This window comes from Streptomyces sp. NPDC049954, from assembly GCF_040656295.1.
Classification (GTDB): domain Bacteria; phylum Actinomycetota; class Actinomycetes; order Streptomycetales; family Streptomycetaceae; genus Streptomyces.
The window spans coordinates 96,022-110,612 of record NZ_JBFALS010000020.1 but is presented as its reverse complement, the minus strand read 5'-3'; the positions used below and the strand labels follow the sequence as shown (position 1 = coordinate 110,612).

The 14,591-nt window shown below is 75.1% G+C and carries 12 protein-coding genes and 1 pseudogene; 5 read left to right on the top strand and 8 right to left on the bottom strand.

Going from position 1 to position 14,591, the window contains the following annotated elements:
* Positions 1-52: 52 nt before the first annotated feature.
* Positions 53-814, bottom strand: coding sequence for a GntR family transcriptional regulator (locus AB0J21_RS31250; protein WP_363149526.1), 762 nt, complete (start codon positions 812-814; stop codon positions 53-55).
* Positions 815-1,089: 275 nt separating this feature from the next.
* A complete protein-coding gene (locus AB0J21_RS31245; RefSeq protein ID WP_363149525.1) occupies positions 1,090-2,034 on the bottom strand; it encodes an EamA family transporter in 945 nt (314 codons plus the stop codon).
* 96 nt (positions 2,035-2,130) lie between these two features.
* Between AB0J21_RS31245 and AB0J21_RS31240 the strand changes: the two genes are divergently transcribed.
* On the top strand, positions 2,131-3,564 hold the full coding sequence (locus AB0J21_RS31240) for a PLP-dependent aminotransferase family protein (protein WP_363149524.1): 1,434 nt from the start codon (positions 2,131-2,133) through the stop codon (positions 3,562-3,564).
* A 30-nt stretch (positions 3,565-3,594) separates the two neighbouring features.
* Here the strand turns inward: AB0J21_RS31240 and AB0J21_RS31235 are convergent, their stop codons facing one another.
* Genes AB0J21_RS31235 through AB0J21_RS31220 form a run of 4 tightly spaced genes read right to left on the bottom strand, consistent with a single transcriptional unit; the run spans position 3,595 to position 6,532 of the window.
* On the bottom strand, positions 3,595-4,557 hold the full coding sequence (locus tag AB0J21_RS31235) for a GvpL/GvpF family gas vesicle protein (protein WP_363149523.1): 963 nt from the start codon (positions 4,555-4,557) through the stop codon (positions 3,595-3,597).
* Entirely contained in the window at positions 4,554-4,868 is a 315-nt protein-coding gene (locus AB0J21_RS31230; RefSeq protein WP_363149522.1) for a gas vesicle protein K, read from the bottom strand. The genes AB0J21_RS31235 and AB0J21_RS31230 overlap by 4 nt, the downstream gene beginning before the upstream one ends.
* 43 nt (positions 4,869-4,911) lie before the next feature.
* Positions 4,912-5,883 (bottom strand): gas vesicle protein, encoded by a 972-nt coding sequence (locus tag AB0J21_RS31225; protein ID WP_363149521.1) that lies wholly within the window; start codon positions 5,881-5,883, stop codon positions 4,912-4,914.
* A complete protein-coding gene (locus AB0J21_RS31220) occupies positions 5,876-6,532 on the bottom strand; it encodes a gas vesicle protein (RefSeq protein ID WP_363149520.1) in 657 nt (218 codons plus the stop codon). The genes AB0J21_RS31225 and AB0J21_RS31220 overlap by 8 nt, the downstream gene beginning before the upstream one ends.
* Before the next feature lie 208 nt (positions 6,533-6,740).
* On the opposite strand from AB0J21_RS31220, the gene AB0J21_RS31215 reads away from it, so the two are divergent.
* From AB0J21_RS31215 to AB0J21_RS31205, 3 genes and pseudogenes are all read left to right on the top strand, one after another.
* Positions 6,741-8,801, top strand: a complete 2,061-nt coding sequence (locus AB0J21_RS31215; RefSeq protein WP_363149519.1) for a sigma-70 family RNA polymerase sigma factor — start codon at positions 6,741-6,743, stop codon at positions 8,799-8,801.
* Positions 8,802-8,886: 85 nt separating this feature from the next.
* Positions 8,887-9,102, top strand: a pseudogene (locus tag AB0J21_RS31210) (TetR family transcriptional regulator); the annotation flags it as partial.
* 498 nt (positions 9,103-9,600) lie between these two features.
* A complete protein-coding gene (locus AB0J21_RS31205) occupies positions 9,601-10,614 on the top strand; it encodes a zinc-binding dehydrogenase (RefSeq protein ID WP_363149537.1) in 1,014 nt (337 codons plus the stop codon).
* 85 nt (positions 10,615-10,699) lie between these two features.
* Here the strand turns inward: AB0J21_RS31205 and AB0J21_RS31200 are convergent, their stop codons facing one another.
* Both AB0J21_RS31200 and AB0J21_RS31195 read right to left on the bottom strand, forming a co-directional pair.
* Entirely contained in the window at positions 10,700-12,280 is a 1,581-nt protein-coding gene (locus AB0J21_RS31200) for an alkaline phosphatase D family protein (protein ID WP_363149518.1), read from the bottom strand.
* A 202-nt stretch (positions 12,281-12,482) separates the two neighbouring features.
* Positions 12,483-12,929 carry an SRPBCC family protein gene (locus tag AB0J21_RS31195; protein WP_363149517.1) on the bottom strand — a complete coding sequence of 149 codons (447 nt, stop codon included), beginning with the start codon at positions 12,927-12,929 and terminating at the stop codon, positions 12,483-12,485.
* Positions 12,930-13,048: 119 nt separating this feature from the next.
* Between AB0J21_RS31195 and AB0J21_RS31190 the strand changes: the two genes are divergently transcribed.
* The gene (locus AB0J21_RS31190) at positions 13,049-14,506 is read left to right on the top strand and encodes a GNAT family N-acetyltransferase (RefSeq protein ID WP_363149516.1); all 1,458 of its coding nucleotides are present in this window, start codon (positions 13,049-13,051) and stop codon (positions 14,504-14,506) included.
* Positions 14,507-14,591: the final 85 nt, after the last annotated feature.

The following is a 14,591-nucleotide window of genomic DNA, read 5'->3' as shown; positions in this document are numbered from 1 at the left end:
CTTCAAACTGGCGCCTGCCGCGCGGCGCCAGTTTGAAGACAGGCCCCAGGGGTCAGGAGGCGCGGCGGTGCGCGGAGCCGATCTCCACCCCGGCACCGGTTCCGGCGTCGCCGAAGGTGAGGCGGCAGGTGTCGGCGCGGTAGGTCGCGACGGAGACCGCGGCGACCTCGTCCCCGGCGAAGTAACGGGTGGTCACCACGAGCACCGGGGAGCCGGGCAGCCGGTCGAGCCGCTTGGCGTCGTGCGCTCCGGCCGAGCCCAGTTCCACCGAGCGGTCCTCGCCCGCGAGGTCGAGGTGCTGGAACTCGCGCAGGACGGCTCGGGCACGGGCCGCTCCGGAGGGTGCGTCGATGGCGCTCAGGCCGGGGACGGAGCGAGCGGGCAGGTAGAGGATCTCGGTGGCGACGGGCAGCCCGTCGTCGGTGCGGGTCCGGGTCACGGTGTGCACGGGCTCCGCGGCGCCGCCCAGCAGGGCGGCGACGGGCGCGGGCGCCGGTGCGAGGTGCGCGTCCTGCGGCTGCCATCCGTCACCGGTGCCGCCGTGGCCGTCCTGGCGACGGCCGCCGACCGCGACGCCCACCCGGGGCGGGGCGACGGTGGTGCCGACACCGCGTCTGCGCTGGAGGCGGCCTTCGAGTTCGAGCTGTTCGAGGGCCTGCCGGAGCGTGGCGCGGGCCACGCCGAAGCGGGCGGCGAGTTCACGTTCGTTGGGCAGGATCTGCCCGATGGCGAACTCGGAGTCGAGTGCTTCGCCGATCACTGTCTTCAGATGCCGGTGCTTGGGCTCCGGCACCGTCTCCAGCCTGGTCCCCACCCTGTCCTCCGCTCTCCCCGTGGCTCCGCCGGCCCCGATCGGTGTCTCGTGGGCCGCGCTCCCCGACGCCTTGACGGACGCGTACGTTTAATCGGCCTTCTTTATTAAAGGACCTTGCACTATCCGACTCTCGCGACGATAGGCCCGGCCACCCCCTTGGTCAAGACCAATCCTGCCCCGAAGGGGCAAGGACGGGTCAGTTCCGGGCAAAGCATTCATGAGGTGTTCGCGAACGGGCCCGGGGCCGGGCGCCCGCTGCGGCCGGGCCCGGAGGGTCAGCCGGACGACACGGCCGACACGGACGGCACCGGCGACACGGGGGACACCGGCGGCGCCGTCACGGGTGCCGGAGCCCGGGCCCCGACGGCGACGCCGACCGCGACGAGGAGGCTGCCGAGGGCCTGGGCGGCCCCGTAGCCGCCGGTGCCGAGGAACGGGGCGGTGGCGGCAGCGCTCACCGGGATGAGCCCGGAGAAGAGGGTGGCCCGCTCGGCGCCGATCCGGTTGATCCCGGCGTACCAGCACAGGAACCCGACGACGGTGACGACGGCCGCCTGCCACAGCAGGGCGCCCGCCTCCACGGCGTTCGGGGCGCGCAGCGCGGAGGCGCCCCCGAAGGCGAGGGCCAGGCAGGCGGACTGGACGGCGGCGAGCGCGCACACGGTCGCGGTCAGCCGCAGCGGTCCCAGCACCGGCAGGACGGGCACCGCGAGGAGGGCGAAGCCGCACTCACCGGCGAGCGCGGCCACCGAGAACACGAGCCCCGCCGTGTCCGTGCGCCCCCAGCCCTGCACGACGACCGCCCCGGCCGCGACGATCAGAGCCCCGGTGAGCAGGGCCCGGTGCGGGCGGCGGCGCGCGAGCAGCGGCACCAGGACGGCGACGACGACGGGGGCGCAGCCGACGAGGACGCCGGGCACGGCGGGTTCCGCCGAGCGTTCCGCGGCCAGCACGGCGAGGTTGAAGCCGACCATGCCGACGGCGGCCAGCGCGGCGAGCCGCCCCCACTGCCGGAGGCTGAGACCACGGGGCACCCGGGGCAGCCCCCGGGGCAGGAACGGGAGGAGCAGGAGGGCGGCGAGCCCGTAGCGCAGGGCCTGCCCGCCCGCGTACGGGTAGTCGACGAGGAGGCTGTTGGCGCTGAAGGATCCGCCGACGAGGACACAGGCGGACGCGGCGAGGAACGCGCCTTTGACGGGCGCGGTGACGTTGAGGGGCATACGCCGAAACTAGGAGCGCGGGCGGACCGTTTTAAGGTCCACTGGGGCCCCGGGTTCGGGGACCACTTCGACGGCGAGGACAGGGGGCGGGACCGCGTGGGTGACGAAGGGGCGGTCGTGGGCGGGGAGTTGCTGCTACCGGCCGTGGCGGGACCGGCGCGGGGACGAGGTCGCGCGCTCCAGTCGGCGCTGCGTACCGCCGTGCGGGAGGGGCGGCTGGCGCCGGGGGCCCGGCTGCCGTCGAGCCGGGCGCTCGCCGCCGACCTGGGCGTGTCACGGGGCCTGGTGACGGAGGCGTACGAGCAGTTGACGGCCGAGGGCTATCTGCGCAGCGGTCACGGCTCGGGCACCTGGGTGAGCGGGGCGGCGCGGGAAGCGGCGCGACCGCCCGTCCGGGACGAGGCACCGCGGCAGGAGGCGGGTTGGGCGGACTTCACCCCGGGACTGCCCGATCTGTCGCTGTTCCCGCGGGCCGCGTGGGCGGCCGCGCAGCGGGCGGCGGTGAGCGGGACGGCCCACGCCGCTCTCGGCTATCCCGATCCGCGCGGAGTGCCCCGGCTGCGTACGGAGCTGGCCGGGCTCCTGGCGCGGCGGCGGGGCGTCGCGGCCGACCCGGAGCGGCTCGTGGTGTGTGCCGGAGTGGCGCAGGCGCTGGCTCTGGTCTGCGCCGAGCTGCGGGCGCGGGGGGAGCGGGTGATCGCGGTGGAGAACCCCGGAAGTCCCGGTCACGGAGCGCTGTTCGAGACCGCGGGGGTCGGGACGGTCGGGGTTCCGGTGGACTCCGGGGGCATCGACGTCGGGGCGCTGCGGCGCTCCGGGGCGCGGACGGTGGTGGTGACCCCCGCGCACCAGTTCCCGGTCGGCTGCGCGTACTCGCCCGGACGGCGGGCCGAACTCCTGGACTGGGCGCGGGAGGTGGACGGCCTGGTGCTGGAGGACGACTACGACGGGGACTTCCGCTACGACCGGGCCCCGGTGGGCGCGCTCCAGGGCCTCGACCCGGAGCGGGTGCTGTACTGCGGTTCGGCGAGCAAGTCCCTGGCACCCGGTCTGCGGCTGGGCTGGCTCGTGGCACCGGCGCGGCACGCGGGGGCGCTCGCGGACCGCAAACGCACGACGGACCTCGGGGCGCCGGTGCTGGAGCAGGAGACCTTCGCGTACTTCCTCGAACGGGGCTCCTACGACCGCCAGTTGCGCCGCTGCCGACAGGTGTACCGGCAGCGCAGGGACGTCCTGGTCGCGGCGCTGGCCCGCCGGCTCCCGCAGGCCCGGGTCACCGGGATCGCGGCCGGGCTGCACGCCCTCGTCCAGTTGCCGCCCGGCTGCGGGGACGCCGCCACGACGGTGGACCGCGCGGCGCGGCTGGGCGTGACGGTGGTCCCCCTGTCCGCGTACGGCACGACCGGGAACACCGTGGGGCGCGCGCGGTGGGACGGGGGCGCCGTCCTGGTCATCGGCTACGCCCACCTGTCCGAGAGCCGGATAGAGGAGGGGGTCCGCCGCCTGGCCGAGGCGTGCGGACCTCCCTGACCTGCCGGCCGTGCGGACGGGCGGCGTACGTCAGGCGTACGTCCCTCCGGCCGTCGTCTCCCCCTGCCCCGTGTCGCCCTCCGGGGCCTCGGCGCCGGGCGCGGCCGGGAGTTCGGTGAAGGAGTACGGCGGCCACGGCCCCAGATAGCGGATGCGGGCGGCCGGCTGCTCGTCCTGGATGTCGGCGAGCAGGGCGCCGACGGTGTCGATGTCCTCGTGGCGCACCAGCAGGGCGCCCGCGAAGACGCTCACCTCGCCGGAACCGGGGCTGCGGCCCGCGCGTTCGCTGAGGTCGTCGGCGACCGCGGCGAGGCGGCGGCGCACCGCCCCGTGGAGGGTGTCGGCGAGCCGGTCCGAGGCTTCCTTGCGGATGCGGTCGAGGCGCTTGGCGAGCATGCGGCGCAGTCCGGGCGAGCGGCCGGCCATCTCCTCCTGGATCGCCCTGGCCTCGTCGTCGTCCTCGGTCACCGCCGCGCGGTCGACGCTGATCTCGACGCGCACCTCGGCCCGTCCGCTCAGCGCGTCGAGCATGGTGCGCAGGACCTCCGCGCGGCCGGCCAGCCAGTCCCTGACGCGCTCCTCGGCGCTCGCCCCCTGGTCGGCGGGGACCAGGACGTTGAAGGTCATCGGCAGCGCGGTGCCCGTGCGTTCCCACACGGCGACGAGCGCCGCGTCCTGCTCGGCGACCCACTGCCGCACCTGGTCGTCGGGGCCCTGGTAGGGGGCGGGGGCGCTGCGGTGCACGAGCGCGGCGAGGCCGGTGCCGGGCGCGGTGACGAGGTGCAGGGGGCGGCCGTCGAGGCCCGAGACGTGCGGCGGCAGCTCGGTGTCCTCGGGTACGAGGGCGTAGACGTACAGAGCGGTGTCCACGGTCCCCTCCGGCGCGTGCGCGGCGAGGTCCCCGGCCGGCTCCGGCGTGTCCACCGCCGGGTCCCCGCTCTGCGCCTGGGCCTGCGGGCGGGGGCGCGCGAGGTGTTCGCGGGGGGTCGTCATCGTCCTGCCTCCTCGGCCCAGCGGGCGGGGTTCACCAGCTTGTCCACGACGTCGTCCACGACCTCGTCGAGTCCCCGGTGGAGGTCGGCGACGGAGTCGGTGATGCCGTGCTCCTCCTTGATGTCCTCCATCGCCTCGTCCAGTTCGAGGAGGGCGTCGCCGAGGCGTTCCAGCTCCTCGGTGGTGAGCGAGCCGCCTTCCATACGGCGCACGGCCTGGCGCTCCAGCGCCTCCTGGATCACCTCGACCAGGGTCACCACGAGGGACAGCACCCCGTGCTTCAGGCTTTTCTCGTCCACGGTGATGGCCATGGTCTCCTCCTTCGAAGGGCCTGCGACGGGCCTGCGGCGGTCGTCAGTGGGCGGGGGCCGGCAGCGCCGGCGCGGTGGCCCCGTCCGCCGGCTCGTGCCCGTTCGCGGTGGTGGCGGTCAGTTCGCGCAGCTTCTCGTACCAGTGCGCGGTGTCGGTGGCGGCGAGGCGGACCTCGCCGAGGCTGTGGGTGCGCAGTTCCAGGACGGAGCCGTCGCCCCCGGGGCTGTGTCCTTCGGCCCGCCGCACGTCGAGCAGGTCGTCGGCGGGCAGGGCGAGCGCCGGGCGGGCGTCGAGGGGCGATTTCCAGACGAGGCCGCCGGGGGTGAGCTTTGCCGTGCCGCCGCGCCACAACGGGCCTTCCCTGCGCGGCTCCTGGTACCACAGGTGCCCTTCGGCGAGCACCTGCTGGGCGGCGCCGGGCAGCAGCTCCCCGGCGAGCGCCCCGGGCAGAGCGCGGTCGAGCAGGTCGCACAGGGCGCGCGGGTCGGCGGCGGACAGCAGGGCGGTGGTCCCGTCGTCCAGGGTGAGCCGGACCCGGGTGCGCGGGGCGCCGCCCGCGCTCCGCTCCGTCTCGGGGCGCACCTCGCGGATGTCGCCCAGGTCGGACTGCCACATGATCTCGCGCGGATCGCGGCGCTGGACGACCAGGCGCCGGTCGGTGAGGAACACCGTGCCGGGACGCCACGCGGTGTAGACGCCCTCCTCCAGGAGGTGCCCGCCGTGCATCTGGGCGACGTGCCGCTCCCCCTCCCGCAGGTCGAGTCCCCGGCGGGCGGCCGAGCCCTCGACCCAGGCGCGGGTGTGCTCGTCCCACTGGCGCATCATGCCGTGTTCGAGCATCGTCTCCATGCCGGCGATCGCCGCGCGCAGGCTCACGCCGATGAGCGGGATGTCGGCGACCGAGATGATGAGGTCGAGATGGAGGACGGCGCCCTTGTTCAGCAGCACCTCGACGAGGTCGTCCAGCGTCACCCGGGGGTCGCGGGTGGGCTTGACGGGAGGCCGCTCAGCCACCGTCCTCGGCCCCCTCGCGGGCCGGCGTACCGGCCGACGTACCACCGGCGGACTTCTCGCCGGCCTCGTCGGCCTCACCGGTCTCCTGACCGCCGGACTTCCCCGAGGTCTCGGCGTCGTCCTGTCCTTCCGCGTCCTTCCGCGTCCCCTCGGCAGCCTCGTCCCCGTCCGCCGGGGCGCGGCCGCCGCGCCCGTTCTCCAGCGACTGCGCGCTGCGCCAGCCGCACCACGGGCACCACTCCTCCAGCAACTGCTGGGTGGGGGACCGCTTTCCGCACTGGGGGCACTCCTCCTTGTCGATACGGGTCTCGCGCCACGCGGCGGTCTCCGTGTCGGTCCCGGCGGGAAACTCCAGTCCGTAGCGCGAGGCGGTCTCGAAGGAGGCGAGGGCGGCGCGCAGCCGGATGCCGAGGAGTTCGACCCCGGCGACCGACACCATGATGTCGGCGTTGAGGACGAGGCCCTTGTCGAGCAGGGTCTCCACGACGTGTGCGAGGCTGCCCTCGCCGTCCCTGCTCGGTTCCATGATCCGGCCCTGGGCCATGGGGCTCGCGGAACCGCGCGCGCTCAGGGTGCCGCGCGGCCGGGGCGGCTCGCTCGGCACGACGGACCGCTGCCTTGGCGTCGGCTCTGGCTGGTTCGCTCTCATCTCGTTCGTATGTCCTGCTACGGACGCCTCATGCGGCGTGGCGACGCGGCGCTCGTCACGGAAGGGGAACGGGAACGGGAACGGAGCGGGGTGCCGGAAGGGTCTTGAGGGTTTTCTGTTGTCGGGGACGGGCCGCTTCCGTCTCCCAGGAAGGGGCCGCGCGAGCGCCGGGCGGCCGCCGAGGAACGCTGCACGTGAAGGAGCCGTTATGCGGGAAGCCGGTCACAGCGGGCCCGACACCGGGACGGTGCTCGCCGCCCGGGCCGGGGACCGGGAAGCCATGGACCGTCTGCTGGCGGACTGCCTCCCGCTGGTCTACAACGTCGTGGGCCGCGCCCTCAACGGGCACAGCGACGTCGACGACGTCGTGCAGGAGACGCTGCTGCGGGTCGTGCGCGGGCTGCCCGAGCTGCGCGACCCGGAGGCGTTCCGCTCCTGGCTGATCGCCATAGCCGTACGCCGGATACGGGACCGGGAACGCTCGTTGCGCTCGGCGGGACAGCACCGTGCGGAGCTGGAGAGCGCCGAGCAACTGCCCGATCCGGCGGCGGACTTCGTGGGGCTCACGGTCCTGCGTCTGGGCCTGACCGATCAGCGCAGGCAGCTCGCGGAGGCGACGCGCTGGCTGGACGGGGACGACCGGTCGCTGCTGGCCCTGTGGTGGCTGGAGGAGACCGGCGAACTGAGCCGGGCGGAGCTGGCCGAGGCGCTGGGGGTGTCGCGCCGGCACGCGGCGGTCCGGGTGCAGCGGATGAAGGAGCAGATGGAGACCGCGCGTCTGGTCGTCGGGGCGCTCGGCACGGCCGGGGACTGCGCCGAGCTGAGCGAGGTGCTGCGCGGCTGGGACGGTGTGCCCTCCCCGCTGTGGCGCAAGCGCATCGCGCGTCATGTGCGCGACTGCGGGCAGTGCGGGCACCGGGGCCGGCTGCTGCCGATGGAACGGCTGCTGGCCGGTCTCCCGCTGCTGCCGGTGCCGTACGCGGGCCTGAGCCCGTGGGACGCGGCCCCGCTGCCCGGCCACCTCGCGCCCTCCGCGCCCGGCCCGGACCCGTACGGCGACCCGTACGGCGCCCCGGACGGCGCCGCCTCGCACCCGGACCCGTTCCCCCACCCCGCCGAAGCCGCCTCCCCAGCCGCCGACACGGCGGCCCCGCGCACCGCCGCGTCCACCCCCCGGCGCGGCGGTGCCCACCGGGCGGGCCGGGGCGGGGCGCTGCGGCGCCACCCGGTGGTGAGCGCGGCGGCGGCCGCGGCCGTGGCGGCGGCGGTCGTGACCCCCTTGCTGCTGAGCGGCTCCCCGGCCGCGGACAGCGCGACGGTGCGTACGGCGGACGCGCCCGCCGCCCTCCCCGCGCCCGCGCCGAGCACCGCCCGGGCCTCCGCGTCGCCGTCCCCCTCCTCGCGCCCCACGGGCAGCGCGAGCCCGTCCCGTACGGTGAAGCCGTCCGCCGCGCACAAGCCCGCCGCGAGCCCCTCCCCCACGTCGGCGCGGAGCGCCGGGGCGCCCGCCTCCTCGCCGGTGAGCACGGTGGCCTCGGACCGCAAGGGGGTCGGGGTCTGGGCCTTCCCCGGTGCCGACCAGGCGCTGGCCCGCTCGGGAGCGGGCTGGTACTACACGTGGTCGGCGAGCCCGCAGGGCGTCGTCGGGCCCGGCGCCAAGGGCTTCGTGCCGATGGTCTGGGGCGAGAAGTCCATGGACGCGGCGAACCTCGCGACGGCCAAGGCCAACGGGCCCTATCTGCTGGGCTTCAACGAGCCCGACATGGCCGAGCAGTCGAACATGTCGGTCGACCGGGCGCTGGAGCTGTGGCCGAGGCTGATGGACACCGGCAAGGTGCTCGGCAGCCCGGCCGTCGCGTACGGCGGGGACACGGCCGGCGGCTGGCTGGACCGCTTCATGGCGGGGGCGGCCGCGCGCGGTTACCGCGTCGACTTCGTCGCCCTGCACTGGTACGGCGGCGACTTCCGTACCGGGGCGGCCGTCGAGCAGCTGCGCTCGTATCTCGAAGCGGTGCACCGTAAGTACGGCAAGCCCGTCTGGCTCACGGAGTACGCGCTCACGGACTTCTCCCACGGCACCCGCTTCCCGAGCGAGCAGCAGCAGTCCGCCTTCGTGACCGCGTCGACGAAGATGCTGGACTCCCTGCCGTACGTGCGGCGCTACGCGTGGTTCGGCCTGCCGGCCGCCGACAGCGGCCCGAGCACCGGCCTGTACCGCTCGGGCGCGGTCGAGACCGAGGTTGGACGGGCTTTCCGGGAGGCCCGCTGACACGGGCGCGCGGCCTCGCCGCCGCATGAGCGGGTTCACCGGTACGACTTATTGAGCCGGGCTCAGTAAGTTGTACGGTGGCCTCGTGAACGCGGAGGAGCGGGACGAGCGGGACGGGGCGGCCGCACCGGCGCCCCGACGCCGCCTCGGCGAGGCCGAGCGGCGTGCCGCCCTACTGGCGGCGGCCGGGGACGCCTTCCGGGAGGCGGAGTACTCGCAGGTGTCGGTCGCGCGGATCGCCCGCGCGGCCGGGGCCTCGGAGGCGCTCGCGCACCGGTACTTCGGCAGCAAGGCCGGCCTGTACGCGGCGATGGCCGAGGACGCCCTCGGCCGGCTGCTGGAGCGGCAGGACGCGGGCGATCTGGCGCTCGGCCCCGAGGCGGACGGCTGGAGCCGGCTGCGGGCGAGCCTCGCCGTCTATCTCGCCTTCGTCGCCGAGGGCGCCAACGGCTGGGCGACGCTGCTGCGCTCCCCCGGTTCCGTCCCGGCCTCGGCGCTCGCGGTGCGCGAACGCGGCCGCGCCGCCTACCGGGACCGGGTGGGCGCGATGCTGGGCCTGGACCCCGCGGATCTCGCCACGCGTCTGGTCGTGGACGGCTATCTCGCCTACGTGGACGCGGCCTGTCTGGCCTGGTGGGAGGCGGGGCGCGACGAGGAGCTGCGCCGGCCTCTCGTGGAGGGCGCCGTCGCGGCGCTCGCCGCCGCGCTCGGCCGGGCCCGCCCCGAGGCGCCGCTCCCCGCACCGCAGGCACCTTCCCAGGCGGCACCCCGCAAGAACCGGAACAAGACCCCAAGACAGGTGATGACCATGCTCGCCGGCCGGCTCAATGTGAAGACCCGTGAATTCGCCGTCAAGGAGGTCCCGACCCCGGTGCCGGGCCCGGGCGAGGTCCTGGTGAAGGTGGCGGCGGCCGGTGTGTGCCTGTCCGACGTGCACCTCATCGACGGCACCCTCACCCCGCTGTACCTGCCCGGCGAGGAGGTGACGCTGGGCCACGAGGTGGCGGGCACGGTGGCGGCCACCGGCGCGGGCGTCAGCGGCTGGACCGAGGGGCAGCGCGTGCTGCTCCAGGCCGGTGAGCAGCGCGGCGGCGCGGTGTGGACCCGGGGCGTCGACTACGACGGTGGCTGGGCCGAGTACGCGATCGCCACCGCGCAGACGCTGCTCGCGCTCCCGGACTCGTTGTCCTTCGAGGAGGCGGCGATCATCCCGGACGCGGTGTCCACCCCGTGGGCCGCGATCACCACGACCGCCCAGGTGCGTCCGGCGCAGGCGGTCGGCGTGTGGGGGGTGGGCGGCCTCGGGGCGCACGGCGTGCAGTTGCTGCGGGCGGTGGGAGCGGCGCCGATCATCGCCGTGGACCCCTCCCCGGAGGCGAGGGAGCGGGCCCTGGCCTTCGGCGCCGACCTCGCTCTCGACTCGGCCGACCCCGAACTGCGGGCCCGGATCAGGACCGAGACGGGAGGTGCGGGCCTCGCGGCGGCCTTCGACTTCGCCGGGGTGCCCGCCGTCCGCGAGCAGGCGGTCACCTGCCTGGCCCCGGCGGGCAAGCTCGTGCTGGTCGGGCTCACGGACCAGCCCCTGACGATCAGCGGCGGCACGGCCTTCAGCTACTTCCAGCAGCAGATCCTGGGGCACTACGGCTCCTCGGACGGCCACGTGGACCAGCTCGTGCAACTCGTGGGCCGCGGCCGTCTGGAGTTCTCCCGTTCCATCAGCGGCGTCCTGCCGCTGACCGACGCCGCGCGGGCGGTGGAGCGGCTGCTGCGCCGCGAGTCTCCCGCGCCGGTGCGCCTGGTCCTGAAGCCGTGACGGCGGAACGGCGAACGGGCCGGGGGCCCGGGGCCAGGGTCTCGCCCCTTTCCCCAGGCCCTCGGCCGTACGTCCGCTGCTCCGGCTACTGCCCGACCCGCCCCGGTCGCAGCACCTTGCTGTAGAGGACCTTCCCGCCCTCCTCGCGCAGCCGTACGGTCAGCTCCCCACTGTCCCCGTCGATGCTGATCTCCCCGTAGTTGGGCGGGATCTCGGCGGGTGAGACGTTGGCGCGGTCCGGGGCCTTGAGGAAGGTCTGCCGGGGGCCGAAGGTGGCGTCGAGCGGGACGCTCTGGAAGCCCCCGGCCGCGAGCGGTCCCGAGACGAACTCCCAGAACGGTGCGAAGTCCTGGAAGGCGGCACGCTCCGGCTCGTAGTGCTGCGCCGAGGTGTAGTGCACGTCGGCGGTCAGCCACAGCGTGCCGGTGATGTGCCGGTGCTTGATGTGGCGCAGCAGTTCGGCGATCTGCAGTTCGCGGCCGAGCGGGGCCCCGGGGTCGTTCTGTGCGACGGCCTCGAAGTCGGTGGCTCCGTCGGCGACGACCAGGCCCAGCGGCATGTCGGAGGCGATGACCTTCCACACGGCGCGCGAGCGGGCCAGTTCGCGCTTGAGCCAGTCGAGCTGGCGGCGGCCGAGGATGCCCTGGGGGTCCTCGGTCTGCCGGTTGCGGGAGTTGGCGTCGCGGTAGGTGCGCATGTCGAGGACGAACACGTCGAGCAGCGGCCCGTACGGCAGCACGCGGTACACCCGCCCCTCGGGGTCGCCCACAGGCAGCGTCGGCACGGGGAAGTACTCGCTGAACGCGCGCAGGGAGCGGGCGGCGAGCACGTCGACGTTCTTCTCGGTGTACTGCGGGTCGTCGAGGATCTGCCCGGGGTACCAGTTGTTGCGCACCTCGTGGTCGTCCCACTGGGTGACGGTGGGGACCTGGGCGTTGAAGCGGCGCAGGTGCGCGTCGAGGAGGTTGTAGCGGAAGGCGCCCCGGAACTCGTCGAGGGTCTCGGCGACCTTGGACTTCGCCTCGGTGGTGAGGTTGTGCCACACCCGGCCGTCGGGCAGCGTCACGCTCTCCTGGATCGGCCCGTCGGCGTAGATGTTGTCGCCACTGCACAGGAAGAAGTCGGGATCGAGGCGGCGCATCTCCTCGTACACCCGCCAGCCGTCCCGGTCGGGGTTGATGCCCCAGCCCTGTCCGGCGATGTCCCCCGACCACAGGAAGCGCACGTCGTCGTGGCGGCGCCGGGAGACGGTGCGGAAGGTGCCGGTGACCGGGCGTGAGGCGCGGCGCGGGTCCTCGGGATCGTGCAGGGTGACGCGGTAGTGGATCTGCTGTCCGGACGGCAGTCCGCGCAGGGCCGTGGTCCCCGTGAAGTCGGTGCGGGCGTCCAGCAGCGGTCCGCGCCAGGTGCGGGCGCCCCGGAAGGACTCGGTGGCGGCGGTCTCCACGGTCATCACGGCGGGCCGGTCCGCGCGCGTCCAGACGAGACCGGAGCCGGTGGAGACATCGCCGACCTGAACGCCCCAGTCCGCCGAGGGGCGCCCGGAGAACGCGAGGGCGGGGGCCGCGCCGGTCACGGCGGGTACGGCGAGCGCGGCCGAGGCGGCGAGCGAGCCGCGCAGCAGGGCGCGCCGGCCGGGCGCGGGGAGCGAGGGACGGTCTGCCATCGGTGGGACCTCCTGGTGCCGGGGGCGGGATGCCGGTCTCCTGCGGAACCGGTGCCGTGCGCGGCCGGGCCGTGCCCGGTCTCGTGCGGTGCCGGTTTTGGCCAGCAGTGTGCCCGGTGCCCGCCGGACCGGCACGGGAGCCCGCGGGCGAACGCCCGGTGAACACCTTGTGGGCGGCCCGGCCCGGACCTCCGGGCACCCCCTACGGCTCGCGCAGCAGCCGGTCGACCGCGCGCCCGAAGAGGAGCCGCCCGGACCGGCTCAGGACGGGGTCGGCGAGCCGGGGCAGTCCGCGCACCCCCAGGTCCTCCTCCCAGCGCACCAGACAGCCGCCGGCGACCGGCTGCGGAACGACGTCGATACGGGCCCATCCGGTGACGACCCGCCCGCGTTTGTCGAGCCGGCAGTGTCCGCTCCCCGAGCCCTCGGGCGGCTCCCAGCCGGTGACCTCCATCGGGTCGTCGAAGCCGAGCGGGCCCAGCCGGGTCCGGGCGACGAACAGCGTGCCGAGGCCGCCGTCCGGGGGCGAACGGCGCACCGTGACCGTGGTCAGCGGGGCGGTCCTGCCGTGCCGCCGCCAGTCGGTCAACAGCCGCCAGGCCTCGGCGACGGGCAGCGGAGAGCGACGTTCGACCAGAAAGAGAGCCACAAATACCCACTATCACTCAATAGACGCACTAAATGACCTTTTTCAGAACGGAACGATACTTAACCGCTCAGTCACAAAGTGTTCGTGGCCACGCAACACCCGTGCCCCACAGTGACCTCATGGATGCTGAGACCGCTGTGCACCGCCCTTCCTCGCGCCGCGCCCGCCGACAGGGCCACCGGGCCCCTCACTGGCGCCGCGACCTCGTCGAGCTGGCCGCGCTCTTCACCGCCGTGGCCGTGGCCGACGCGGTGGCCAACACCGTCGCCCACGGGCCGAGCGGGCCCGAGCTGCTCGTGACCTCGGCCGTCCTGCTGACCGCCACCACCGTCTTCCACGTGTGGTGGTCACGACGCCACGGGCACGGTCACGCCCCGCCGAAGGACACCGACAGCGGTGTCGGGGAGACGGCGGACACGGACTCGTACGCGGACCCGGACGCCCAGGCGGCGCCCGGCCGCACCGACGAGGAGACGACGCTGTGGCGGATGCGGACCACCGTGCGGGACGCACCGGGTTCGCTCGCCGCCCTGTGCACGGCGCTGGCCACCCGCCGCGTCGACATCCTGAGCCTCCAGACGCACCCGCTGGCCGAGGGCACCGTCGACGAGTTCTCGCTGCGCGCCCCGGCGAGCCTGACGGCGACCGCGCTGAGCCGGACCGTCGCACGCGCCGGCGGCCGGTCCACGTGGATCGAGCGGGCCGACGCGCACGACCTCGTCGACGCCCCGGCCCGCATCCTGCACCTCGCGACCCGCACCGCCCTGGACGCGGCGGAACTCCCGCTCGCGCTGCGTGAACTGCTGGGCCGCTGCTCGATCCGTACCGTGCCCTCCACGAGCCTCGCCGAGGGCACCCCGCGCGAAGGCGTCCTGGACGGACCGGGCGGCCCCGGCACCGTCCTGCGGCTGCGCGCCCCCGAAGGAGATGTCGTCACCGTGGAGCGGGCGTATCTGCCGTTCACCCCGACCGAGTTCGCCCGCGCCCGGGCCCTGCTGGAGCTGGACGCCCGGCTCGGCCCCCGCCTGCCCTCCGGCGAGGAGGTCTGCACGCTGCCGCGCGGCGAGGAGGTCACCGTGGTCCGCGCGGACACCGGCGACCTGGCCGAGGCCCGCGCGATGCACGAGCGCTGCTCCCCGGCGACGCTCGCGCTGCGCTACCACGGCCCGGTGCGCGACGCCGACCGCTACCTCAACCACCTGCTGAGCCCCCGCCACGGCCGGACCCTCGCGGCGCGCAACGCCTCGGGCGGGCTGGTGGCCCTCGGTCACCTGCTGTGGGACGGGGAGGAGACGGAGGTGGCGCTGCTCGTCGAGGACGCGTGGCAGCGCAGGGGCGTCGGCGCGCGCCTGCTGGAACGGCTCGTCGCGATGGCCGGCGCGGCGGGCGCGGACAGTGTCTACGCGGTGACCCAGGCGTCCAACACCGGCATGGTCGCCGCGATGCGCGGCCTCGGACTGCCGCTGGACTACCAGATCGAGGAGGGCACCCTCGTCATCACCGCGCGCCTGTCCCCGGCCCCTGAGCCCACCGGCCCCGGGGAGGACCTCCGGCGCGCGGCCCTCCCCGGCGAGTGAGCCCCGTGCTCCCGGCGCCCCGTCCCTCCCGGTGAGGCTCCGGGTACGCGCCACCGCGCTCCGGTGACGCGTACCCGCGCGTCCG

Coding starts and splice junctions, on each gene's coding strand:
- AB0J21_RS31245 (WP_363149525.1), bottom strand. CDS start 2,034: ATGCCCCTCAACGTCACCGCGCCCGTCAAAGGCGCGTTCCTCGCCGCG.
- AB0J21_RS31235 (WP_363149523.1), bottom strand. CDS start 4,557: ATGACGACCCCCCGCGAACACCTCGCGCGCCCCCGCCCGCAGGCCCAG.
- AB0J21_RS31230 (WP_363149522.1), bottom strand. CDS start 4,868: ATGGCCATCACCGTGGACGAGAAAAGCCTGAAGCACGGGGTGCTGTCC.
- AB0J21_RS31220 (WP_363149520.1), bottom strand. CDS start 6,532: ATGAGAGCGAACCAGCCAGAGCCGACGCCAAGGCAGCGGTCCGTCGTG.
- AB0J21_RS31215 (WP_363149519.1), top strand. CDS start 6,741: ATGCGGGAAGCCGGTCACAGCGGGCCCGACACCGGGACGGTGCTCGCC.
- AB0J21_RS31200 (WP_363149518.1), bottom strand. CDS start 12,280: ATGGCAGACCGTCCCTCGCTCCCCGCGCCCGGCCGGCGCGCCCTGCTG.
- AB0J21_RS31190 (WP_363149516.1), top strand. CDS start 13,049: ATGGATGCTGAGACCGCTGTGCACCGCCCTTCCTCGCGCCGCGCCCGC.